20 protein-coding genes, 1 tRNA gene and 1 pseudogene are annotated in these 24,183 nt (G+C 61.3%); 17 read left to right on the forward strand and 5 right to left on the reverse strand.

The genetic code is table 11. The annotated features are described in order from the left end of the window. Window positions 1-65: 65 nt before the first annotated feature. Together ACZ5M5_RS00870 and ACZ5M5_RS00875 are read right to left on the reverse strand one after the other, a co-directional pair. Complete coding sequence (locus ACZ5M5_RS00870; RefSeq protein WP_060739774.1) at window positions 66-653, reverse strand: hypothetical protein; 588 nt, start codon at window positions 651-653, stop codon at window positions 66-68. Window positions 654-663: 10 nt separating this feature from the next. After that, window positions 664-1,275, reverse strand: a complete 612-nt coding sequence (locus ACZ5M5_RS00875; protein WP_464738448.1) for a hypothetical protein — start codon at window positions 1,273-1,275, stop codon at window positions 664-666. Between the two features lie 208 nt (window positions 1,276-1,483). Between ACZ5M5_RS00875 and ACZ5M5_RS00880 the strand changes: the two genes are divergently transcribed. From ACZ5M5_RS00880 to ACZ5M5_RS00900, 5 genes are all read left to right on the forward strand, one after another. Beyond that, window positions 1,484-3,160 (forward strand): vWA domain-containing protein, encoded by a 1,677-nt coding sequence (locus ACZ5M5_RS00880; RefSeq protein ID WP_464738449.1) that lies wholly within the window; start codon window positions 1,484-1,486, stop codon window positions 3,158-3,160. A 177-nt stretch (window positions 3,161-3,337) separates the two neighbouring features. After that, window positions 3,338-3,910, forward strand: a complete 573-nt coding sequence (locus tag ACZ5M5_RS00885) for an RNA polymerase sigma factor (RefSeq protein WP_464738450.1) — start codon at window positions 3,338-3,340, stop codon at window positions 3,908-3,910. Then, window positions 3,907-4,524: a hypothetical protein gene (locus ACZ5M5_RS00890; protein WP_464738451.1), complete on the forward strand. Its 618-nt coding sequence runs from the start codon at window positions 3,907-3,909 to the stop codon at window positions 4,522-4,524. Before ACZ5M5_RS00885 ends, ACZ5M5_RS00890 begins: the two co-directional genes overlap by 4 nt. A 178-nt stretch (window positions 4,525-4,702) precedes the next feature. Then, a complete protein-coding gene (locus ACZ5M5_RS00895; RefSeq protein ID WP_464738452.1) occupies window positions 4,703-5,002 on the forward strand; it encodes a MarR family winged helix-turn-helix transcriptional regulator in 300 nt (99 codons plus the stop codon). Window positions 5,003-5,064: 62 nt separating this feature from the next. Next, window positions 5,065-5,739 carry a GNAT family N-acetyltransferase gene (locus ACZ5M5_RS00900; protein WP_464738453.1) on the forward strand — a complete coding sequence of 225 codons (675 nt, stop codon included), beginning with the start codon at window positions 5,065-5,067 and terminating at the stop codon, window positions 5,737-5,739. Window positions 5,740-5,823: 84 nt separating this feature from the next. Here the strand turns inward: ACZ5M5_RS00900 and ACZ5M5_RS00905 are convergent. Continuing rightward, window positions 5,824-5,900 (reverse strand) — tRNA-Arg (locus ACZ5M5_RS00905). Between the two features lie 349 nt (window positions 5,901-6,249). On the opposite strand from ACZ5M5_RS00905, the gene gabD reads away from it, so the two are divergent. The 3 genes from gabD (at window position 6,250) to ACZ5M5_RS00920 (ending at window position 10,507) form a co-directional block, all read left to right on the forward strand. Beyond that, window positions 6,250-7,692, forward strand: a complete 1,443-nt coding sequence (gene gabD, locus ACZ5M5_RS00910; protein WP_018606643.1) for an NADP-dependent succinate-semialdehyde dehydrogenase — start codon at window positions 6,250-6,252, stop codon at window positions 7,690-7,692. Between the two features lie 172 nt (window positions 7,693-7,864). Further along, window positions 7,865-9,142 carry a 4-aminobutyrate--2-oxoglutarate transaminase gene (gabT, locus tag ACZ5M5_RS00915; RefSeq protein ID WP_060739768.1) on the forward strand — a complete coding sequence of 426 codons (1,278 nt, stop codon included), beginning with the start codon at window positions 7,865-7,867 and terminating at the stop codon, window positions 9,140-9,142. A 147-nt stretch (window positions 9,143-9,289) separates the two neighbouring features. After that, a complete protein-coding gene (locus ACZ5M5_RS00920; RefSeq protein ID WP_060739767.1) occupies window positions 9,290-10,507 on the forward strand; it encodes an HDOD domain-containing protein in 1,218 nt (405 codons plus the stop codon). A gap of 147 nt (window positions 10,508-10,654) precedes the next feature. Here the strand turns inward: ACZ5M5_RS00920 and ACZ5M5_RS00925 are convergent. Next, a pseudogene (locus ACZ5M5_RS00925) lies at window positions 10,655-11,643 on the reverse strand (GGDEF domain-containing protein). A 297-nt stretch (window positions 11,644-11,940) separates the two neighbouring features. Next, a complete protein-coding gene (desA, locus tag ACZ5M5_RS00930; RefSeq protein WP_060739765.1) occupies window positions 11,941-13,125 on the reverse strand; it encodes a delta-9 fatty acid desaturase DesA in 1,185 nt (394 codons plus the stop codon). 144 nt (window positions 13,126-13,269) lie between these two features. On the opposite strand from desA, the gene dibA reads away from it, so the two are divergent. From dibA to ACZ5M5_RS00975, 9 genes are all read left to right on the forward strand, one after another. Continuing rightward, the gene (dibA, locus tag ACZ5M5_RS00935; protein WP_207283258.1) at window positions 13,270-15,177 is read left to right on the forward strand and encodes a phosphodiesterase DibA; all 1,908 of its coding nucleotides are present in this window, start codon (window positions 13,270-13,272) and stop codon (window positions 15,175-15,177) included. Between the two features lie 287 nt (window positions 15,178-15,464). Continuing rightward, on the forward strand, window positions 15,465-15,647 hold the full coding sequence (oscA, locus tag ACZ5M5_RS00940; protein WP_042732574.1) for a sulfur starvation response protein OscA: 183 nt from the start codon (window positions 15,465-15,467) through the stop codon (window positions 15,645-15,647). Window positions 15,648-15,814: 167 nt separating this feature from the next. Further along, entirely contained in the window at window positions 15,815-16,828 is a 1,014-nt protein-coding gene (locus ACZ5M5_RS00945) for a sulfate ABC transporter substrate-binding protein (RefSeq protein ID WP_192264283.1), read from the forward strand. Window positions 16,829-17,003: 175 nt separating this feature from the next. Next, the gene (gene cysT / locus ACZ5M5_RS00950) at window positions 17,004-17,822 is read left to right on the forward strand and encodes a sulfate ABC transporter permease subunit CysT (RefSeq protein ID WP_013692011.1); all 819 of its coding nucleotides are present in this window, start codon (window positions 17,004-17,006) and stop codon (window positions 17,820-17,822) included. A gap of 12 nt (window positions 17,823-17,834) precedes the next feature. Beyond that, entirely contained in the window at window positions 17,835-18,704 is an 870-nt protein-coding gene (cysW, locus tag ACZ5M5_RS00955) for a sulfate ABC transporter permease subunit CysW (protein ID WP_024618577.1), read from the forward strand. A 3-nt stretch (window positions 18,705-18,707) separates the two neighbouring features. Further along, entirely contained in the window at window positions 18,708-19,697 is a 990-nt protein-coding gene (locus ACZ5M5_RS00960) for a sulfate/molybdate ABC transporter ATP-binding protein (RefSeq protein WP_060739762.1), read from the forward strand. A 280-nt stretch (window positions 19,698-19,977) separates the two neighbouring features. Next, window positions 19,978-21,345 carry a hypothetical protein gene (locus ACZ5M5_RS00965; RefSeq protein WP_060739761.1) on the forward strand — a complete coding sequence of 456 codons (1,368 nt, stop codon included), beginning with the start codon at window positions 19,978-19,980 and terminating at the stop codon, window positions 21,343-21,345. After that, window positions 21,335-21,844, forward strand: a complete 510-nt coding sequence (locus ACZ5M5_RS00970) for a hypothetical protein (protein WP_060739760.1) — start codon at window positions 21,335-21,337, stop codon at window positions 21,842-21,844. The genes ACZ5M5_RS00965 and ACZ5M5_RS00970 overlap by 11 nt, the downstream gene beginning before the upstream one ends. Then, window positions 21,841-24,060, forward strand: coding sequence for a GMC oxidoreductase (locus ACZ5M5_RS00975; RefSeq protein WP_060739759.1), 2,220 nt, complete (start codon window positions 21,841-21,843; stop codon window positions 24,058-24,060). The genes ACZ5M5_RS00970 and ACZ5M5_RS00975 overlap by 4 nt, the downstream gene beginning before the upstream one ends. Window positions 24,061-24,183: the final 123 nt, after the last annotated feature.

A 24,183-nucleotide genomic window follows, 5' to 3' on the forward strand; every position in this document is an offset into this window, starting at 1 on the left:
GCAAGGGCCGCTTCGCAGCCCGGCGGGAGCTGGCTCCCTCGCCACTGTGACGCCAACGGGTGGTGTTACAGCAACCGCCGCTGCACCGCCTCTTCCAACGTACTACGTGTCAGCGCCTGCACCACGTCGCGGGTGTCCTGCTGGAACGGAATGCCAAAGATCAGTACCAAGTGCATCCAGGTGCGCACCGATTCACTCTTCTGCACGCGCCCCAGTTCCTTGCCGTCCTTGTCCTTGAACACCGTTTCGAGGGTGAAGGTGTTTTCGGCCGTGGACGGGATCACGAAGAAGGTCGCGCCGGTGATGATGGCCGAGGCCATGCTGAACTGCTCGTTGTTGCTCAAGGTGGCTTCGGCGTAGATGTCCGACTCGACCTTGTCGGTGCTGACCCGCGCGAAGCGTCCGGAGTCGCGGAACGTCTCGGCCACGGAGGTTTCCCACGCGGTGGCCTGGGCGCCCGAGGCGGCAACGGCCGGGCCGCTGTTGACCTGGTTCTGCGCGGTGGTGCGCACGAAGGCGCTGGGTTTGGCCGCTGGCGTGGCGGCGGCTGGCGGCCAGGTCTTCACGTCGGGCAATTCGTGTTGCGAGTAGGACACGCAACCGGTCAGCAGGACGGCGGCCAGTACCAGGCTGTGTTTGATGAAACCCATCATGTGTTGCTCCTTATTGTTTGGCCAGGCGCGCGGTGGCGGTGTCCAGCAGTTGTGCGACCAACTGATTCAGCTGTTGGGCGCCCATGGTCGGCGCCCAGTATTCGCGGCCGTACAAACCAACGTTGCGCTCGAGCTTGACCTCTTCCTTGGCCGCTGCCAGTTCCTTGCCGTCGCGGTCGACGATCTTCAGGTTGCCGGCGACATCGAAACTGTCGACGTAGATCGGGCCGTTCACCCAGATCCAGATCGTCAGGGTCAGCAACGCGCCGGGGAAGTAGCCTGGGTGCGGGGCGCGATGGCCCTTGAGGGAGGTCATGTCGAACTTGAGCAGTACGTCATTCTCGCCCAGGCGCGTCGGGTATTCGGTGACCTGCTTGAAGTAGCCGCCGGTCTGTACGTACTGATTGAGCTGGGCCGTGAGCGAGCGGCTGATGGCCGTGCGGGTTGCATCGTTGACATCGGCTGCAGTCACGGCGACATCGGCGATTTGTGCGATACGCGGGCTGCTCACGGGAGCAGGGTGCTGCGGGGCGCCCACCGGGCCGGTGACGGTGTAGGACACGCAGCCGGTCATCGATAGGGTGGCGACCAGGGCGCTGGCCTTGAGGAGCGTTTTGAACACGGAATGTCCTTATAGGGTTGATGGCACTTTAGTGTCTCGATTCGGGGGGCGGTAACTTGAGGGAAAACCGCAAAGGTATCAAGGGGCTGTAGAGGAAAATGGCGAGGGTTGTCAGCCGCCGGAAAAATAATTTCGACCGGTTAACCCGAACCGCGCGTGCCTTGCGTCTGAGCCTGTGTACGAATCATTCATTCACGAGGTTCAACCCATGTCCCGTCCATTTCCCTTTATGCGTCCTGCTGCCCAAGGCTTCGCCGTGACTTTGCTGGTGGCGTTGGCCGGTTGTGGGTTGTCTTCCTCCCGAGAGGCTGCCCAGCCGTCCGAACCGGTGCCTGTGGCGCCCAGCGTGGTGCCGCAAGGCGAGATCGCCCAAGGGCCCCAGTCGACGGTCAAGCGCATGCTCATGAAGCCGGCATCAATGCCCGCTCCCAGCGTTGCGAACGATGCCATTGCCGCGGGTTACCGTGCCGAACCGCGTGAACAGTACGAAAAGCTGCCGGACAACCCCATCCACAGCGTGGCCGAAACACCCGTGTCGACCTTCAGCGTGGATGTCGATACCGGCAGCTATGCCAATGTGCGACGGTTCCTCAACCAAGGTAGCCTGCCGCCCGAAGGGGCTGTGCGATTGGAGGAAATGGTCAACTACTTCCCTTACGCCTACGCCCTGCCCAGCGACGGTTCACCTTTTGGCGTGACCACCGAGGTCGCCCCCTCACCGTGGAACCCCCACACCCGTTTGCTGCGCATCGGCATCAAGGCCAGCGACCGCGCCGTGGCGGACCTGGCGCCGGCCAACCTGGTCTTCCTGGTGGACGTTTCCGGCTCCATGGACCGTCGCGAAGGCCTGCCGCTGGTCAAGAGCACGCTGAAACTGCTGGTGGACCAATTGCGCGATCAGGACCGGGTGTCCCTGGTGGTCTATGCCGGCGAATCCCGGGTGGTGCTCAAGCCCACTTCGGGCCGCGACAAGGTGGCAATCCGCAACGCCATCGATCAACTCGACGCCGGTGGTTCCACCGCAGGTGCCTCGGGTATCGAACTGGCCTATCAGATGGCGCGGGAGAGCTTCATCGACAAAGGCATCAACCGCATCCTGCTGGCCACCGATGGCGACTTCAACGTTGGCATCAGTGATTTCGACAGCCTCAAGCAGATGGCGGTGGACCAGCGTAAAAGCGGCGTCTCCCTGACGACACTGGGCTTCGGTGTGGATAACTACAACGAGCACCTGATGGAGCAATTGGCCGACGCCGGTGACGGTAACTACGCCTACATCGACAACCTGCTCGAAGCGCGCAAGGTCCTGGTGGACCAGCTCAGTTCCACCCTGGCGGTGGTCGCCCGGGACGTGAAGTTGCAGGTGGAGTTCAACCCTGCCCAGGTCAGTGAGTATCGACTGCTGGGCTATGAGAACCGCGCATTGAAGCGTGAGGATTTCAACAACGACAAGGTCGACGCAGGCGAGATCGGCGCCGGGCATACGGTGACGGCGTTGTATGAAATCGTGCCGAAGGGTGCGCCGGGCTGGTTGGAACCGCTGCGCTATGCAAGCACGCCCAAGTCGCAGAGCACGTCAGGCGAATTGGCGATGTTGCGCGTACGCTACAAGCCGGCCGAGGGCGGAAGCAGTCGATTGATCGAGCATCCCATTGCCAGCGTGCAGAACGACCGCAAGCCCAGCGATGACCTGCGTTTCTCGGCCGCTGTTGCCGCCTTCGCCCAACAGCTCAAGGGTGATGGACGCTACACTGGGACGATGACCTTGAAGGACACTGCGCAATTGGCGCGCTCGGCCCGCGGTGATGATCCGTTTGGGCTGCGCTCGGAGTTTGTGCAGTTGGTGGAACTGGCCCAGAGCCTGGAGCCTGCGGCCAAGCGCTGAGCCTGACTACAAACGAGGATCATCAATGTGGGAGCGAGCTTGCTCGCGATAGCAGTAGACCGATCATGTTCGTCATTGACTGATCGGACGCCATCGCGAGCAAGCTCGCTCCCACAGGGCTCCCTTGTTGTCTGCCAGGACTGTGTTGCAATGACCGGAAAGGAGTTCGCCCCCCACATGCCCGCTGTGCTTGATTCTCCCAGCGACGAATCGCTGCTGGCCCGCTACCGCAATGGCGACGGGGCTTCTTTCGAAGTCCTGTACGCCCGTCATCGGCAAGGGCTTTACCGTTTCCTGCTGTCCTTGAGCAACAAAGCCGAGCTGGCCGAGGAAGTTTTCCAGGACACCTGGCTCAGCCTGATTCGCAGCGCCACCCAGCCACAAGGCCGGGCGAGTTTTCGTACCTGGTTGTTCCAGATTGCCCGCAACCGCTTGATCGACCACTGGCGCAGACAGGGTGTCCACAACCCGCTGCACGACAGTTATGACGAGCAACTGCACGTCCAGCCCGACGACACCGGCAGCCCCGAGCAACAGCTGAGCCTGAGCCGCGACCAGGCGCGTCTCGACGCCGCATTGCAGGCCTTGCCCGAGGATCAGCGAGAAGTCTTCCTGCTGCGCCTGCATGGCGACCTGGAGCTGCCACAGATTGCCGCCCTGACCGGTGCCCCGCTGGAAACGGTCAAAAGCCGCTTGCGTTACGCCCAGCAGAAATTGCAGCGACTGCTGGCCGAGGAGGTACCCGCATGATCGACGCCAAACACACCCCGGATCCCAACGACGAAGTGCTGATCGAGCATTTCCGCCAACACACCAGCGGCGAGCCGCCGGCCTCCCTGGACGCCTTCATCCTGGCCACCGCCCGTCGCGAAGCACCGACACCCACGCCAAGCCTGTGGCAACGCTGGCTGCAAGCCTGCCAACGGCCGCGCTGGCAAATGGCATTCGCCACGGTCGCCGGCGTGGCGCTAATGATCGGCCTGGTATTGCGCTCACCCGTGCCCCACGAGGAGCTGGCCTCACCCGCCTCGATGGAGTTTTCCGCCGATCGGCAAGCGCCTGCCGTTGCCGCCGCACCACCACCGGCCATGCCCGCCCCGGCCCCGATCACCCGAATGGCGCCCCAGGGCGAACTGGCCCGGGCCCCGGCAAGCCCTGTGCAATCCTTGGCGGAAAAGCCCGCGGCAAAAATGAGCAAATCCGCGCCGGCAGCATTGCCATCGCTGGAGCAAGGCCTGATGGAAATCCTGCGCTTGCGCGAGGCGGGTGAGAGCAAGGCCGCTGATGAGAAGCTGCTGGCGCTGCATAAGCGCTTTCCCGAGGAAGACCTGCCGGCGCGGTTGGAGGCGTTGCGCAAGCGTTGAGTTAAACCGACGGGCTGATGATCCATTGAGAATCGCGTCTGGCGTCCTGGCGGCTACGACCATCGGGGCGCAGCCGGGCTTGGCGGCTTCTGTGCCCATTCAGACCATCTCTACAGCCACCTGATTTGACAAGCTCCAGGGAGTTTGTATAACTGGTTATACAAATCCCGGAGATGTTATGGATATTTTACGAGAAATGCCCTATGTCTTTTTAGGCAGCCGTCTCAAGCGACTTGCCGAGCAGATGCAAGCAGATGCGAGTCTGTTGGCTAGCGATGTGGGTACATTAGTCCCACCAGGGCTGTTTCCGGTTCTCGTGCTGCTCGATGGCTCCAAAGGCTGCACTGTTGGGGATCTCGCCCGAGCCATCCGGGTGAGCCAGCCTGCAATGACAAAAAGTGTAAACCGGCTGACGGACGAAGGGCTCGTTGTCTCGAGCCGGGGGAGAAAGACAAGCGGCAGTCCCTCGTCGAACTGACGGAGGCGGGGAGGGCTGCCGTCGATCAAGGCCGCCAAGTCGTATGGCCACTGATTGATATCGTGGTTCGCGACTTATTAGCCGGGATGTCGGGTCCTTTTCTGGAACAGCTGGATACTCTGGAAAATCGCTTGGCCGAGGAGTCTCTAGCTGAGCGCGTTGATCGCCTTAACCCTGTCAGCTTGCGACCCGCTTGTGATGCAGATGTTGCTGGAGTCGTTTTATTACTCAATCGGGCATATCGCGGCGAAGGGGAAGGAGCAGGGTGGACGACAGAAACGGGTCTGATTAGCGGAGATCGTATTTCGGAAACAACGCTCAGGACTGAGATTGCACAGAAACCGCTCGCTTCGTTATTGGTATGGAAGAAGCGAGAAAACATCCTCGGGTGTGTATGGGTTGAGCCAGTGCAGGCGGGGACTTGGTATCTCGGGTCATTGGCAATCGATCCAAAAAAACAGAATGCTCAGTGTGGACGGCGCTTGCTCGCCGCCGCGGAGCAATGGTGCCAATCACGCGGCGCTGAGTGTATTCATATGACGGTGCTTGAAGCGCGGGACACGTTGATAAAGTGGTATGAGCGTCGGGGCTATTGCAAAACAGGTGAAACCGAACCTTTTCCTTATGACGACGACAGGTTTGGGGTTCCCATCCGACCGGGTCTACAGTTCGAGGTCATGAAGAAAGTGCTGGAAACCTCAGCGATTCACTCGATGCATCAGGTATTGAACACATGATATAGCCAGAAACAAGAAAGCCCGCACAGGGCGGGCTTCTTGGGGTGTTTCGTAGACTGTCTGAGACAGGTCTAGACTGCTATATGGTGCACCAGGCGGGATTCGAACCCACGACCCCTGCCTTCGGAGGGCAGTACTCTATCCAGCTGAGCTACTGGTGCGACGCGGGCGCCATGATACTCATATGCAATGCGGGCGTCCATGCTGCTGATTTGCCGGTGTTTTCATAAGCCTAGGTGGGCATCGGCTACGCTGATCAGAAAAAACGGGCAAATTCGGTTTTTTCGTTCTTTTTTTCGAACAGGCTCTTGTCCTTCACCCCCATCGGCCCTAGGATTCGTTTGAGATTTCAAACGCTCTTGTCTGGGTGCTGAACCGCACGTCTGTGCTTATGTGCGTTATTTCTGTGCTTCAGCCCGGTGAATGATTTCCCTGACGGCAGCCCCCGAGGCGCCTTTCTACAAATCTAATTCGCTCCGCGTGCGCGCGGTGCTGTTAAGGAAAGCCGACATGCAGCTTAAAGACACCCAGTTGTTCCGCCAGCAAGCCTTTATCGATGGCGCTTGGGTCGATGCGGACAATGGTCAGACGATCAAGGTCACCAACCCGGCGACGGGCGAAGTGTTGGGCACCGTGCCGAAGATGGGCGCGGCCGAAACCCGCCGGGCGATTGAAGCCGCCGACAAGGCACTGCCGGCCTGGCGTGCACTGACCGCCAAGGAACGCGCCAACAAGCTGCGCCGCTGGTACGAATTGCTGATCGAAAACCAGGACGACCTCGGTCGCCTGATGACCCTGGAACAAGGCAAGCCACTGGCCGAAGCCAAGGGCGAGATCGTCTACGCTGCCTCGTTCATCGAGTGGTTTGCCGAAGAAGCCAAGCGCATCTACGGTGACGTGATTCCCGGCCATCAGCCCGACAAGCGCCTGATCGTGATCAAGCAGCCGATCGGCGTGACCGCGGCCATTACCCCGTGGAACTTCCCGGCGGCGATGATCACCCGTAAAGCTGGTCCAGCCCTGGCTGCCGGTTGCACCATGGTCATCAAGCCGGCTTCGCAAACCCCGTTCTCGGCCCTGGCCCTGGTGGAGCTGGCGCACCGTGCTGGCATCCCGCAAGGCGTGTTGAGTGTAGTGACCGGCAGCGCCGGCGACATCGGTGGCGAGCTGACCAGCAACCCGATCGTGCGCAAGCTGTCGTTCACCGGCTCGACCGAGATCGGTCGCCAGCTGATGGCCGAATGCGCCAAGGACATCAAGAAAGTTTCCCTGGAACTGGGCGGCAACGCGCCGTTCATCGTGTTCGACGACGCGGACCTGGATAAGGCCGTCGAAGGCGCGATCATTTCCAAATACCGCAACAACGGTCAGACCTGCGTCTGCGCCAACCGCCTGTACATCCAGGATTCGGTGTACGACGCGTTCGCTGAAAAACTGAAAGTGGCGGTGGCCAAGCTCAAGATCGGCAACGGCCTGGACGATGGCACCACCACCGGTCCCTTGATCGACGGCAAAGCGGTCGCCAAGGTGCAGGAACACATTGCCGATGCGGTCAGCAAAGGCGCGACCGTGCTGTCGGGCGGCAAGGCGATGGAAGGCAACTTCTTCGAGCCGACCATCCTGACCAACGTACCGAACAATGCCGCCGTGGCCAAGGAAGAAACCTTCGGTCCGCTGGCGCCGCTGTTCCGCTTCAAAGACGAAGCCGAAGTGATCGCGATGTCCAACGACACCGAGTTCGGCCTGGCTTCGTACTTCTATGCCCGCGACCTGGGCCGTGTGTTCCGTGTGGCCGAGGCCCTGGAATACGGCATGGTCGGCGTCAACACTGGTTTGATCTCCAACGAAGTCGCGCCGTTCGGCGGCATCAAGGCGTCGGGCCTGGGCCGTGAAGGTTCCAAGTACGGCATCGAGGACTACCTGGAAATCAAATACCTCTGCCTGGGTATCTGATCCGCTTCAAGCGCAAAGGGCACGAGAGCGCTGTCCCTTTGCGTGCTTCACCCGTTCTGTTTCTTGTGGTCGGGAACGCTGTGGCAGTCGATCATCGCATGCTGTCGCAGTTGCCTTTCCGCCATGTATTCCTTGAGCCACGCCGACCGATGAGCGGCGAATGAGGACTGTAATGAGCAAGACTAACGCTGACTTGATGGCCCGCCGTACCGCCGCTGTTCCACGTGGCGTCGGCCAGATTCACCCGATTTTCGCCGAGTCGGCGAAGAACGCCACGGTCACCGACGTTGAAGGTCGTGAATTCATCGACTTCGCCGGTGGTATCGCCGTACTGAACACCGGCCACGTGCACCCGAAAATCATCGCCGCCGTGACCGCGCAGTTGAACAAGCTGACCCACACCTGCTTCCAGGTCCTGGCCTACGAGCCGTACGTGGAAGTGTGCGAAAAAATCAACGCCAAGGTGCCCGGTGATTTCGCCAAGAAAACCCTGCTGGTCACCACCGGTTCCGAAGCGGTGGAAAACGCCGTGAAGATCGCCCGCGCCGCCACTGGCCGTGCCGGTGTGATCGCCTTCACCGGCGCGTACCACGGTCGCACCATGATGACCTTGGGCCTGACCGGTAAAGTCGTGCCGTACTCGGCTGGCATGGGCCTGATGCCCGGCGGTATCTTCCGCGCGCTGTACCCGAACGAACTGCACGGCGTGAGCATCGATGATTCCATCGCCAGCATCGAACGCATCTTCAAGAACGACGCCGAGCCGCGTGACATCGCCGCCATCATCATCGAACCGGTACAGGGCGAGGGTGGTTTCTATGTGGCGCCCAAGGAGTTCATGAAGCGCCTGCGCGCCCTGTGCGACCAGCACGGCATTCTGTTGATCGCTGACGAAGTCCAGACTGGCGCTGGCCGTACCGGCACCTTCTTCGCCATGGAACAGATGGGCGTTGCCGCCGACCTGACCACCTTCGCCAAATCCATCGCTGGCGGCTTCCCGTTGGCCGGTGTGTGCGGCAAGGCCGAGTACATGGATGCCATCGCCCCAGGTGGCCTGGGCGGCACCTATGCCGGTAGCCCGATCGCCTGTGCGGCGGCGTTGGCGGTGATGGAGGTGTTTGAAGAAGAGCACCTGCTGGACCGCTGCAAGGCCGTGGGCGAGCGTCTGGTCACGGGCCTCAAGGCCATCCAGAAGAAGTACCCGGTCATCGGTGAAGTCCGTGCCTTGGGTGCGATGATCGCCGTGGAGCTGTTCGAAAACGGCGACACCCACAAGCCGAACGCAGCGGCAGTGGCCCAGGTGGTGGCCAAGGCACGTGACAAGGGCCTGATCCTGCTGTCCTGCGGCACCTACGGCAACGTTCTGCGGGTGCTGGTGCCGCTGACCTCGCCGGACGAGCAACTGGACAAAGGCCTGGCGATCATCGAAGAGTGTTTCTCCGAGCTCTGATCTGACGAACGCTGACTGTGCACTGATCCACAAAAAAACCCGCTTCGGCGGGTTTTTTCATGTCCGCGGGCTTATCCCGCAGGTTTGAGCTGTCTGGAACGGCCTTCATTGTCTAAGGTGCATGTATGGCAAGGGAGCGATGTTGCAATGACTGCTGTGGTTTTACCCGCTGTACCGCGTGTGTTGATCGCCGAGGCCGACCCGGCGTCCCGGGAGATGCTGGAGCAAGTGCTGTCGGGCGTGCGCTGCGATGCCCGAGTGGACACCTGCGGCGAGGGGCAACAGGCCCTGGATTTGCTGGCGCATAACGTGTACGACCTGGTCATCGCCGATTGGGAACTGCCGGGTGTCGATGGCCTGACGATCCTGCGTGGCCTTCGCCAACAGCATCGAGCTGCGCCGTTGCCGTTCATTCTGATGAGTCGGCGCAACGACAGCGCCAGTGTGCGTGAGGTCGTTCCACTGGCACCGACGGCGTATTTGACCAAGCCGTTGAACCGGGAAGGCCTGACCTTGCGTTTGCAAGGGTTGTTAGTGGGCGGCGGTGAAGAAACCTCCAACGCTGCGCCGGTCCCGGGGCCGGGGCTGACCTTGCCCACCTTCCTGGAACGTCGGCGTGACCTGTCCGAGGGCGCGCCCTTGATGACCGATGTGCAAGTGGCGGTCAAGCGCAGCCTCAACCCCGGCGGGCTGGATCTGAAATTGCTCGAAGAAGAGCTCCGCACCGACCCGCAGATCACCGCGGTGCTGATCGCTGCGGCTAACAGCGCTGCCCAGCATCAGGGCGGTGGCCCGGTGCAGACCGTGGCCCAGGCGCTGCACCAGCTCGGCACCGGGCAAAGCATGAACCTGATACTCGGCCTGACCCTCAAGCGCTGCGCCCGGCTCAGCGTTCCGTGTCTGGCGGATTATGCCGAGCGTTACTGGACACTGTCGCTGCACACCGCCGAATACGCCCGGACGATGGCGCGGTTGTTGGACCTGGAGCAGGAGCGTTGTTATTGCGCCGGGTTGTTGCATCGCCTGGGCGACCTGGCGTTGCTGCGCTGCCTTGAAGAGTGGAAACAGGCCGGTGGCGAGCTGGAAGAACCGGAGGAAGTCGGCGACTCGCTGGACACGTTCGGCGCCAGTTTCGGCTCGGCGTTACGTGCCCGCTGGCGTCTGCCGTTGGAGCTTCGGGAGTTGATCGCGGCGGTCTATAGCCTGGGGGGCGGGGTGTATTCCCGTGAAGCCTTGGTGATGAACATGGCAGCGCAGATGGCGCATCTGCCCGCCCATGAGGGTCTTGAAGAGCTGGCCCGTGGCCGCACGGCACGGTTGCTGAAGATCGGCTTGCCAGAGTTGACACGGTTGCGCCGCAAATAAAGCCAGCGCCCAACCCTGTGGGAGCGAGCTTGCTCGCGATGGCGGCATGACGGTCACCCCATCATTGAATGTCAGGCCCTCATCGCGAGCAAGCTCGCTCCCACAGGATCCGTGGCATGACTGGATTCAATTGCACGGCGATTGGCGTCAGGCCGCGATGATGCGGTTCTTCCCCTTGCGCTTGGCCTCGTACATGGCCGCGTCGGCGCGGGAGAACAGGCTGTCGAGGGACGGGTCTTCGGGGGTAATGGCGGTCAGGCCCTGGCTGACAGTAATGCCGAAGGTCTGTTCGCCCCAGCGGAACATCAGGCGCTGGATTTCCCGCTGCAACCGCTCAGCCACTTGCAATGCCATGTCGGGGGGCAGCCAGGGAACACCGCAGCGAACTCTTCGCCACCGATCCGCCCGAACAGGTCGCCGCGTCGCAGCACGGACCGGCCGCTTTCGGCGATTTTCTGCAACACGGTATCGCCTTCCTGATGACCGTAGGTGTCGTTGATCACCTTGAAGTCATCGATGTCCAGCAACAGGAATGCCATAGGCGTCCCTTGTAGTCGCGCCTGCTCGAATTCACGGTGGGCGCATTCGAAAAAGTGCCGGCGATTGCTGCTCTGGGTCAGCACATCGGTGGTTGCCAATCGCTGCAGCTCACTTTCCAAGAGCTTCTTTTCGGTGATGTCCTCGGCGATGCCGACCACGATCACCGGTTGCCCGGGCTCGGCCTGGCGGTTGATGAAGCATTTGTCGCTCAGCCAGCGAACCTGGCCGTCGCCGGCGATGATGCGGTATTCACGGTCTTCGACGGCCCCCTTGACCAGCACTTCGGCCAGGCTGCGTTCGGCGTACTCCAGGTCGTCGGGGTAGATTGCGTCGCGCCATTCGTTGTAGTCAGCCAGGACCAGGCCGGCGGGGCGGCCGAAGATCCGTTCGTAGGCGGGGCTGACATACAGCACTTGTCGGGTTTCCCAGTTGAACGCCCACAGCACGGCATTGACGCTGACCAGCAGCGAGCTGAACAGTTGCTCACGTTCGCTCAGGCGCGCCACTTCGCCCTGGGCGTGCATCAGCGCCATGAGCGTCTGGGCCGCTTCGGGCCAATGAGGTAGGGAGTAATCCTGTAGGTTCTTGTCGACCATCGGCACAAATCTCAAAGAGCGTGCACTGCTGTTGTTTTGCACGCACTTTTCTCCAAATCCCGCCTGGATGGCGAAGTGCTCTTTGAGATAGGGGATTCGGGGCGAAGTTCCTTTTCAGGCGACGAAGGGCGTGGGGATTTAGCGAGTCAGATGCCAAGTGTTGGACCTGTGGCGAGGGAGCTTGCTCCCGCTTGAGCGCGAAGCGCTCACAAGAAAAGAAGGGCTGCTGCGCAGCCCAGCGGGAGCGAGCTCCCTCGCCACAAAAAAGCCCTCATCCACAGTGGTGGAGTTGCCTGGTCAGGCCGTGGCAGGCCGTAGCGAGTAGGTCTTGAGCTGGTCGGCGAAGTCCCGCAGGGACTGGATGCCGCTGGCTTCGGCCTCGTTGACCCATTCCTTGATGGCGGCGAGCATGTCGTGGCCGTTGCTGCTGGTCTTGACCCAGATCTGCTGCAAGGCCAGGCGTTTCTCGTAGATTACCTTCAGTGCCTGGCTGTGTTCGAGCATGTTCTGGATTCGCACGTGGTGACGGTCGTCCAGCAGGCTGGTTTCCCGCGACAGCAGCCGCTTGGCCCGGTGGAACTGGTGACGCACCGAGTGATCGACTTTTTCCAGTTCCTGCTTGACCAGCGGCGCGATGACCAGCCGGCGGTACTGCGCCATGATCTGGAAGCGGTTGTTGAGGATCGCCATGGCCGTGTCCATGTCCAGGTGACCCTTGCCTTCGACCCGGTGGGCGATCGGCGCAACGCGCTGGACCTTGGCCAGGCGCAGGAAACTGAACACCCGGATCCAGGCCCAGCCCAGGTCGAACTCCCATTTGCGTACCGACAGCTTGGCCGAGTTGGGGTAGGTGTGGTGGTTGTTGTGCAGTTCTTCGCCGCCGATCAGGATGCCCCAGGGCACCAGGTTGGTCGCCGCGTCGCGGCATTCGAAGTTGCGGTAGCCCACGGCATGGCCCAGGCCGTTGACCACGCCAGCGGCCCAGACGGGAATCCACATCATCTGGATGGCCCAGATGGTGATGCCGATGGTGCCGAACAGCAGCAGGTCGATGACGCCCATGATCGCCACGCCCAGCAGCGGGAAGCGGCTGTAGAGGTTGCGCTCGATCCAGTCGTCGGGGCAGTTCTTGCCGTAGATGCGCAGGGTTTCCGGGTTTTCCGCTTCGGCGCGATACAGCTCGGCGCCTTTGCGCAGCACGGTGGACAAGCCCTTGATGACCGGACTGTGAGGGTCATCCTCGGTTTCGCATTTGGCGTGGTGCTTGCGGTGGATGGCAGTCCACTCGCGGGTGTTCTGCGCCGTGGTCAGCCACAGCCAGAAACGGAAGAAGTGTTTGAGACCGGCGTTGAGCTCCAGGGAGCGATGGGCCGAATAACGGTGCAGATAGACCGTGACGGCAATGATCGTGACGTGGGTCATCAGCAGGGTGACTGCCACCAGTGACCAGGCCGACAAGCCAAGAAAACCTTCGTACCACATAGGCTGTAGGGCCCTCGATAAAGATAGAAACCGCCGTTGCATTATCACCAGCCCCACAGATAAAACCAGTCGGCCTTTCAGATAAGAGTGGCTGAATGTTTCTTCCTCTATAATCCACCTCTTTGTAGGGACATGGATGGCCGAATGCCTGCTTATCAACGCAGTGCCATGCGCGTAGCGCTGCTTTACCTCGTGTTGTCAGTCGTCTGGCTGCAGCTGATTGGTTATTTATTGAGCAGTTTCTTCGATCAATTCGCCGACAGGCAGCGCTGGCTCCTGATCAACGGGTATGCCTGGATCCTGTTTAGCGCCGGGCTGATCTTCTTGGCCCGGGCGCGGATCTCGCGGTTTTTCGCCAAGGGCGAGCACGGTGTCGATCGCGAGCGCTTGCGCCAGGCCGCCGCCGTCTTCGATTGCACCCGCGAAGGGGTGTTGGTGACCGACCGCAACGGCTTGATCGTGCATGTGAACCGGGCTTTCATGGCGATCACCGGTTATGCCCGGGACGAAGTGCTGGGCCAGCGCCCCAATCTGTTCAAGTCCGGTCGCCATGGGCCGGATTTCTATCGCGACATATTTGCCGCCCTGGCCAGCCTGGGCGAGTGGAGTGGCGAGATCTGGAATCGGCGTAAAAGTGGTGAGATCTACCCGCAATGGCAGACGATCCGCGTCATTCATGATGACAACGGCCAAGTCAGCCACTATGTCGCGGTGTTTTCGGACATCAGCGCCATCAAGGATTCCGAGCACGAACTGGCCTACCTGGCCCATCACGACCCGCTGACAGGCTTGCCCAACCGCCTGCTGTTTTCCGACCGCACCGAGCAGGCCCTGGCGTCGGCGCAGTTGCACAAGCGTGGCTGTGCCCTGTTGCTGGTGGACCTGGATCACTTCAAGAACATCAATGACAGCCTCGGCCACAACGTCGGCGACGAGTTGCTCAAAGGCGTGGCCGAGCGATTTCGCGGGCTGTTTGCCCCGGGCGTGACCCTGGCCCGGCTGGGGGGTGACGAATTTGCGGTGTTGGTGGAAAACTGCTCCCAGCCTGGCCAGGCCGCGGCGTTGGCCCGGCGCATCCTCGACGCCTTGAAAGAACCGCTGCGGTTCGATGAGCACGCGTTGTTCATCAACGCCAGCATCGGCATCAGCCTGTTCCCCGGTGATGCCCTGAACGCCGGGCAACTGTTGCGCAATGCCGATTCGGCGTTGTTCAAGGCCAAGAGCGCCGGACGCGATGGCTACGCCCTGTATACCGAAGAACTTACCGCCCATGCGCAGCAACGGGTCGAAATTGCCTTCGAACTGCGTCGCGCGCTGCAGCAGCAGGAGTTGCGCGTTTATTACCAGCCAGTACACGACTTGGCGAGCAGCCGTCTGATCGGTGTCGAGGCGCTGGTGCGCTGGGAGCATCCCACGCGGGGGCTGGTGTCGCCGGCCGAGTTCATTCCCATCGCCGAGCGTACCGGCCTGATTGCCCAGGTCGATGCCTGGGTCATGGACCAGGCTTGTCGGCAGATGTGCCGGTGGCAGCAGGCGGGCGTGGCGTTGTCGTTCGTCGCCGTCAACGTCTCGAGTCGGTTGTTTGCCCATCGCGAATTGTACGAGCAGGTTGCCCAGGTGTTGCACGACACGGGCCTGGATCCGGCCTGCCTGGAACTGGAAGTGACGGAAAGCGCGGTGATGGAAGACCCGGAGGTGGCGCTGGAGCAGATGCACCGCCTGCGGGAATTGGGCGTGCGCCTGGCCATCGACGATTTCGGCACGGGTTATTCGTCGCTGCTGCGGCTCAAACGCTTGCCGGTGCAGAAGCTCAAGATTGATCAGGGCTTTGTCGCGGGGTTGCCGTGGGATGAAGATGACGCGGCGATCGTCCGGGTGATCATCGCCCTGGCCCACAGCATGGGCATGCAAGTGCATGCCGAGGGTATTGAGCAGCGCGAGCAAGCGGCCTTTTTGCTTGGGCAGGCGTGTGAGCTGGGGCAGGGCTACTGGTTTGGTCGGCCGGTGGCGGCTGCGCAGTTGGATTGGGACTGCGCGCCGGTCATTGCTTGATCGTCAGTGGCATTGATGTTGACTGACACTCGGCTATCGCGAGCTCGCTCCCACCGTTGTTTTGTGTTGCCTGTGATATGCGCGCTAACCCGCTTCCCCTGTGGGAGCGAGCTTGCTCGCGATGGCGCAATCACAGCCGCCGTAGGGGGGCGGAAAGCTCAATATCATTTTGGTTATATAAAAATTCTTAAATAGTCTTTTTAAGAATATCCGCACTTATCTAGTATTGCTCCCACGCCGCAAGCAGTGCCGCCCACTGCCAGGCATTCATTTAAAGGAGCAGCAGCATGAGCGCATCTCTACGTAGTGTTGACGGCCAGGACGAAGCAACCATCTTGCGCGAGATCCAGAGCGCGTTGCGCGATCTACGCTTTGGGGCAGTGGAAATCACTGTGCACAACGCCCAGGTGGTCCAGATCGAACGCAAGGAAAAATTCCGCTTGCAGCAGCCGAGCCATAAACCGGGCTGAAACAGTCTGGTTGTGGGAGCAAAGCTTGCTCGCGAAACAGGCGCCTCGATTTCTGGGGAACTGTGGTGCCTTCATCGCGAGCAAGCTTTGCTCACACAGCGGTTCGATTTGTTCAGGTCTCACGATTTATAAGCCATAAGAAAACCAGAATTCCAGGAGCTTTCACCATGTCGTCCATTCGTCGTTATGCCCTGGCCGCCCTGGCCAGTGCTGTTTTTGCAGGTTCCGCCGTCGCCAAGGATTACGAGCTGCTCAACGTGTCCTACGACCCGACGCGCGAGCTTTACCAGGATTACAACGCCGAATTCGTCAATTTCTGGAAGAAAGCGCACCCGGACGACAGCGTGAAGATCCAGCAGTCCCACGGTGGTTCGGGCAAGCAAGGTCGGGCGGTGATCGACGGTCTGCGGGCCGACGTGGTGACCCTGGCCCTGGCCGGCGACATCGATGAAATCGCCAAGCTGGGCAAGTCCCTGCCAGCGGACTGGCAAACACGCCTGCCGGATGCCAGCACGCCTTACACGTCCACCATCGTGTTCCTGGTGCGCAAGGGCAACCCCAAGGGCATCAAGGATTGGGGCGACCTGATCAAGAACGACGTGTCGGTCATCACCCCGAACCCGAAGACCTCCGGCGGTGCGCGCTGGAACTTCCTCGCTGCCTGGGCCTACGGCCTGAAGGCCAACGGGGGTGACGAAGCCAAGGCCAAGGAATACGTGCAGGCGCTGTTCAAGCACGTGCCGATCCTCGACACCGGCGCCCGTGGCTCGACCATTACTTTCGTCAACAACGGTCAGGGCGACGTGTTGCTGGCCTGGGAAAACGAAGCCTTCCTGGCGCTGAAGGAAGACGGTGGCGCCGACAAGTTCGACATCGTTGTGCCGTCGTTGTCGATCCTCGCCGAACCGCCGGTGGCGGTGGTGGACAAGAACGCCGAGAAAAAGGGCAATGCCGAGATCGCCGAGGCATACCTCAAGCACCTGTACAGCCCGGCCGGCCAGGAAATCGCCGCGAAAAACTTCTATCGTCCACGTGACAAGGACGTGGCCGCCAAGTACTCCCGCCAATTCCCGAAACTGGAGCTGGTGACCATTGACAAGGACTTCGGCGGCTGGAAAACGGCCCAACCGAAATTCTTCAACGATGGCGGCGTGTTCGACCAGATCTATCAGGCGCAGTAAGCTGGCTGATCTAAAAAGCCGGACACTGAATCTGTGGCAAGGGGATGTTGTGGGAGCAAGGCTTGCCCGCGATGAAGGCGATGCGGTCCTTTAGAAACCGAGTCGCCTTCATCGCGGGCAAGCCTTGCTCCCACCCAGTTTTGCTCCCACAGTGTGTTTTCAACCAAGGACTTCTATGTCGCGTCGCATATCCCCCGTCATACCCGGCTTCGGGCTGACGCTGGGCTACACCCTGGTGTACCTCAGTCTGATTGTGCTCATACCCCTGGCGGCGATGTTCGTGCATGCCGCCCAACTCACCTGGGAACAGTTCTGGGCGATCATCTCGGCGCCGCGGGTGCTGGCGGCCTTGAAACTCAGTTTCGGTACCGCGTTGTACGCCGCGATCATCAACGGCGTGATCGGTACGCTGCTGGCCTGGGTGCTGGTGCGCTACACCTTCCCCGGCCGCAAGATCATCGACGCGATGATCGACCTGCCGTTCGCCTTGCCCACTGCCGTGGCCGGTATTGCCCTGACAGCGTTGTATGCGCCGACCGGCCTGGTCGGCCAGTTCGCCACCGACCTGGGCTTCAAGATCGCCTACACCCCGTTGGGCATTACCCTGGCGCTGACCTTCGTGACGTTGCCGTTCGTGGTGCGCACGGTGCAGCCGGTGCTGGCCGATATTCCCCGTGAAGTCGAAGAAGCCGCCGCCTGCCTGGGTGCCAAGCCGTGGCAGGTGTTCCGCCACATCCTGGTGCCGGCGTTGTTGCCGGCCTGGTTGACCGGCTTCGCCCTGGCCTTTGCCCGTGGCGTGGGCGAGTACGGTTCGGTGATTTTCATCGCCGGCAACATGCCGATGAAAACCGAGATCCTGCCGCTGTTGATCATGGTCAAGCTCGACCAATACGACTACACCGGCGCCACCTCCATCGGCGTGCTGATGCTGGTGGTTTCCTTCGTCCTGTTGCTGCTGATCAACCTGCTGCAGCGGCGCATCGAAACCCCATAAGGAGGCGCGAACATGTCCCAATCGTCTATTTCCGCAGCCTCCACCAACGCCGCCCGTCGCGGCAGTGCGACGTCGCGGCGCGTGCTGATCGGCCTTGGCTGGCTGATTTTCGCGCTGTTTTTGCTGTTGCCGCTGTTCATCGTGGTGTCCCAGGGCCTGAAGCTCGGGTTGGGGGCGTTCTTCACCGCGATCTTCGAACCCGACGCGTTGTCGGCGCTGAAGCTCACGGTGATCGCCGTGCTGATCTCGGTGCCGCTGAACCTGGTGTTCGGCGTCAGTGCCGCGTGGTGCGTGAGCAAATATTCATTCCGTGGCAAGAGCATGCTGGTGACGCTGATCGACCTGCCGTTCTCGGTGTCGCCGGTGATCGCGGGCCTGGTGTATGTGCTGATGTTCGGCGCCCAGGGCCTGTTCGGCCCGTGGCTGTCGGATCACGACATCCAGATCGTGTTCGCGCTGCCGGGCATCGTCCTGGCGACCATCTTCGTCACGGTGCCGTTCGTGGCCCGTGAGCTGATCCCACTGATGCAGGAACAAGGCACCCAGGAAGAAGAGGCCGCGCGCCTGCTGGGCGCCAATGGCTGGCAGATGTTCTGGCATGTCACCGTGCCGAACATCAAGTGGGGGCTGATCTATGGCGTGGTGCTGTGTACCGCCCGGGCCATGGGCGAGTTCGGCGCGGTGTCGGTGGTGTCCGGGCACATTCGCGGGGTGACCAACACCCTGCCGCTGCACGTCGAGATCCTCTACAACGAATACAACCACGTGGCCGCGTTCGCTGTGGCGAGCCTGTTGCTGATCCTGGCGCTCTTCATCCTGCTGCTCAAGCAGTGGAGCGAAAACCGAATCAACCGCCTGCGCGCCAGCGCCGCGGAGGAATAAGTCATGTCGATCGAAGTCCGTAACGTCAGCAAGAACTTCAACGCCTTCAGGGCCCTGGACGACATCAGCCTGGACATCCAGAGCGGTGAATTGGTCGCGCTGCTGGGGCCGTCGGGTTGCGGCAAGACCACGTTGCTGCGGATCATCGCCGGCCTCGAAACCCCGGACCATGGCAACATCGTGTTCCACGGCGAGGACGTGTCCGGTCACGACGTGCGTGATCGCAACGTCGGTTTCGTGTTCCAGCACTACGCCTTGTTCCGCCACATGACGGTGTTCGACAACGTCGCCTTCGGCCTGCGCATGAAGCCCAAGAATCAGCGGCCGAACGAAAGCCAGATCGCGACCAAGGTCCACGAACTGCTGAACATGGTGCAACTGGACTGGCTCGCCGACCGCTACCCGGAGCAGCTGTCCGGCGGCCAGCGTCAGCGGATCGCCCTGGCCCGCGCCCTGGCTGTGGAACCCAAGGTACTGTTGCTGGACGAACCGTTCGGCGCCCTCGACGCCAAGGTCCGCAAGGAACTGCGCCGCTGGCTGGCGCGCCTGCACGAGGACATCAACCTGACCTCGGTGTTCGTGACCCACGACCAGGAAGAAGCCATGGAAGTCGCCGACCGGATCGTGGTGATGAACAAGGGCGTGATCGAGCAGATCGGCTCGCCGGGCGATGTCTACGAAAACCCGGCCAGCGACTTTGTGTACCACTTCCTCGGCGACTCGAACCGCCTGCACTTGGGGGAGGACCAGCATGTGCTGTTCCGTCCTCACGAAGTCTCGCTGTCGCGCTCGGAGCTGGAAGACCACCACGCCGCCGAAGTGCGCGACATTCGCCCGCTGGGCGCGACCACTCGGGTGACGTTGAAGGTGGAAGGCCAGAGCGAACTGATCGAGGCGGAAGTGGTGAAGGACCATGACAGCCTGGTGGGCCTGGCCAAGGGTGAGACGCTGTTCTTCAAGCCGAAGGTCTGGCAGAAGGTTTCCAACCTCTAAAAGCATCGCGAGCAAGCTCGCTCCCACAGTAGAACTTCAGTGAACACACTATTTGTGTACCTATGGAGATCCATTGTGGGAGCGAGCTTGCTCGCGATGGCGTCCTCGCTGTCCCCGATCAGAATCTGAATAACTCTACCCAGCCTTGCTTCGATTGGTTCTACGCTAACGCCTTTTCCCATCTCAAACCCTACCTAGACTCTGACTTGCCAGGAGGCGAGAGAGAGTCCAACGACGGACCGGTGTTATCTCCTGGCACCCTGATGCCAAGGAGATGAGTATGAGAATGGAAGTCAGTCGGCATGGCCCGTTTGGCTGTGCATTACTAAGCGTCTTGCTGGTCCCGGCCGCCAGCGCCGCCCCTGCGTTGTCCCCCCAGATACCCTTCGATGTCACGGTGACCCACCCCGTTTCACTGGTCAGCCTGCAAGCCGATTTCGATGAGCTGTCGTGGCAGACCTTCATCGCCCTGAACTGGCCGGCGCTGGATAACGGTGATCCGAATACCGGCACGCCCATCGGCAAGCAGGATGGCGCCACCGTGTGGGAGAGCTGGAAAGAGAGCTACCAGATTTTCCGCGCCAAGGGCCAGACGCCGCTGCCCTGGAACGCATCGGCGACCCTCCCTGAAGCGTGCAAGTCGCTCAAGCCCGGTCGCCTGTTGCAGCAGATGGGCAAGGTGCCCGATGTGCTGGATGAGTTTATCCAGCCCTTCGAGAGCGGCCCGCTGGTGGACCAGAACGGTACCTACACGCGCAACGAAATCGTGGTCAACCAATCGATGTTCGACGGCATCGTCGACAACGGCCTGTACAGCATCGAAGGCCAGCAGAAATTCTTCGCCGCCAATCCGAACAACACCGTGGCGTTCAGCTGTGGTTCCACCCAGACCAAACAGGTCGGCGCGGTGATGGTGAAGGCATCGTGGAAAGTGCTGGGCCCCAACGACAACCGCCAGGATTTCCATACCGTCGATGCACTGGTCTACACCCCGGGCAACAACGACCCGAGCCATGGGCCGATCGTCGCGGAGTCATGCGTGTCCGAGCCGGTCGGGTTGGTGGGATTGCATATGGTTCATAAGACTACCAGCGCGGCGCAATGGGTCTGGTCAACCTTCGAGCATGTGAAAAACGTGCCGGAAAAAACCACGCCTGTGGCCCAGCGCACGGGGCCTTATCTGTTCTACAACGCGGCCAGCAAAAGCGACATCAACCAGCCGCCGCCACGGCCATGGAACCCGGCAGTCAAGGCGACACCCTCGCAGATCGTGCGGGAAGTGCCGCTGACCGAAGCCACCAAAACCCTCAATACCACCTATCAAACGCTGTTGCGTACGGTGAACAAGCAGAGTGTCTGGGCGAACTATCAACTGATCAGTACCCAGTGGCCGTCAGACCCACCCAAGAACTGCCAGGTATCGGCCGCCAACCCGCTGGGCAGCCCCGCGCCGTTGTTCCTGGCCAACGCCACGTTGGAAACCTATATCCAGGGCACCGTGCCCCAGGCGTCCTCCAGTTGCATGGCCTGTCACGGCAACGCGGCCACCCATGTCACCGAGTCTGCGCGCACCAGCTTCGCGGATTTCACCTATTTGCTTGAACGTGCACAGTCCACTGGCGGACAAGGAGTCAACCATGAGCAGTGATCTGGACAATTTCGTAGGCCTGTCTTCGGCCCTGACTGGCATTCCCGTAAATCGGCTGGCACCGGCGATCGACCAGGTGGGTCTGCCGCCAATTTTTCTCGCGTTCATCACCCCGCGTATCACCCCTGCTGTACTCAACACCTTGCTGACTCAGTACGCCACGCTGGCGGCGGACAATGTGCCCCCTGACCAGATCGCCCAAGCGGTGCTGATGAACGGATCGAACCCGGCTGTCACGCAAGCGGCCCACGCCGCGCGTTCGATCATGAAGTTGTGGTTGTTGGGCGTCTGGTATCAGCCCTATGCCACCGGTAACTACGCATCGACCGATTCGACGGTGGTGTCCGACCAGGCCTACATCCAGAGCTGGGCCTGGAAAATTGCCCAGGCCCATCCCATGGGCTACAGCGAGATGTTTTTCGGTTATTGGAACACCACGCCACCGAGCCTTGAGGACTACACCGGCGTGCCTGCCAACACGCAAGGAGCCTCGTCATGAGTACCGAACAAGCCGAGGTGATCATCGTTGGCGCGGGGCTGGCCGGCAGCATCATCGCTTATCAGTTGGGCATGGCTGGCGTGGATGTGCTGGTGCTCGAATCGGGTCCGGAGGTCCCGGCCAACCGTGCGCAATACCTGGAGCGTTTCTACACCGCCACCCTGAAGACCCCGGAGTCGCCCTATCCGCCAGTGTCGACCCTGAACTCGCCGCGTGACCCGAGCAAGGAAAATGCGCCTCGGGCAACCATCGCCGACCTGCTCGGTGGCTGGAACAAGCCGAAAACCAGCTACCTGGTGCAGAAGGGCCCGTTGCCCTTCAACAGCACCTATGAACGGGTGGGCGGCGGTACGACCTGGCACTGGGTCGGAACCTGCCTGCGCATGCTGCCGAACGATTTCCGCCTGAAGAGCAAGTACGGCGTCGGGGTGGATTGGCCGATCAGCTACGACGACCTGCAAAGCGCCTATTGCCGGGCGGAGGCGGAAATCGGCGTGTCGGCCAATGTCGCCGACCAGGCCTACCTGGGCATGACATTCCCCGAGGGCTATTCATTCCCGATGCACAGCATTCCGTTGTCGCTGGTCGATGGCAGTTTTGTCGCTGCCGTGACCGGCAAGAGCTTCGACGGCTTGCCGCTGGTGGTCAGTCCGACCCCGGCCGGGCGCAACTCCCAGCCCTATGCCGGGCGCCGGGTGTGCGCCGGCAATACCAACTGCACGCCGATCTGCCCGATCCAGGCCAAGTACGACGCCACCGTGACCCTGAACAAGGCCCTGGCCACCGGCAAGGTCCGGGTCATGTACCGGACCGTGGCCAGCAAAGTGACCGTGGGCCCGGACAAGAACATCAATGGCGTCGAATTCATTCAATACCAGCTTGGCGAGGGCCCGAAGACGGGCTCCGGCGTGGCCATCGGGCAGCGTTACGTGATCGCGGCCCATGCCATCGAGACCCCTAAATTGCTGCTCAACTCCAAGACCCCGGCCTGGCCCGATGGCGTGGCCAATAGCAGCCACCAGGTCGGATGCAGCCTGTCCGACCACCCGATTTACCTGGCGTGGGGGCTGATGCCGGAAGGCAAGACGGTGTTTCCATATCGGGGCCCGGTGTCCACGGCGGGCATCGAGAGCCTGCGGGACGGCGACTTTCGCAGCCAGCGAGCGGCGTGGCGCATCGAAATCGGCAACGAGGGCTGGAATTGGCCGGTGGGCGACCCTTACGTCACCGTGGTCGATTTCATCGACGGCAAGAACATAAGTCGCACCAACCCGTTGCCATCGAAAAAGGACACGCAGCCCACTGAAGTGCTTTACGGCACGGCCCTGATTCAACGGCTCAACGACCTGTTCATCCGCCAGTTTCGGATCGCCTTTTTGGTGGAGCAGGTGGAGAAGGATCCCGACAAGGCCAAGAGCTACATCGTGCCCTCGACGGACAAGCTCACGGACGGGCTCGGCATTCTTCGGCCGGAAATCCACTACGAGCTGTCCGATTACACCAGGGAAGGTTTCAGGCGGGCGAAGATATTGGCGAGCCACATCATCAAGGACCTGCTCGGCGCGGAGGAACTGACGGCACCCATTGGCGAAGGGAAATTCACGCACCTAAAAGAGGATTACACCTTCCAGGGCGCCGGGCACCTGATGGGCACTTACCGTATGGGGGATGATCCGACCAAGTCGGTGGTGGACAAGTACCAGCGCAGTTGGGACCACAAGAACCTGTTCCTGGTGGGCGATGGCGTCTTCCCCAGCACCGGCACCTCGAACCCGAGCCTGACGATCGCGGCGTTGTCGTTCCAGGCCGGGGACACCATAGCCAACGACCTGAAGGCGGTGACGATGCAGGTCCAATCCAACATCGCCTGGCAGGGCACTGGCGTGCAGGTCAACGGGTTGGTTCCGCGGCTGGTTCGCTACGTCAGTGGGCTATGGTGTGCCAGTCCGCAGGGTGGCAATGTCGATGGAAATGGCGGTTCGCGGCACATCGACTACAGCAGCTATGCCTTGCCCGGTGCCGCCGAAGGCGCCTTGATCGGTCGTGTGGGCGCTGGTGGCACGCCGTTCCTGGTGGGGGACCTGGCGCAGGTTCCGGGCAATCAGCAAGGGGAGCTGCAACTGTGCATCAACGATGACCTGACCGGGCAGTACGGATCTGGCTTGAAAGATAACACCGGTGCACTGACGATTCGGGTCGAATTCGGAGCCCTGTAACGCATGAGCGATAAAGCCTGACTCCTGTGGGAGCGAGCTTGTGGGAGCAAGGCTTGCCCGCGATGCAAACACCTCGGTGTAGCTGATAGACCGAGGCGATGCCTTCGCGGGCAAGCCTTGCTC

It is taken from the genome of Pseudomonas sp. Van50 (assembly GCF_055390755.1).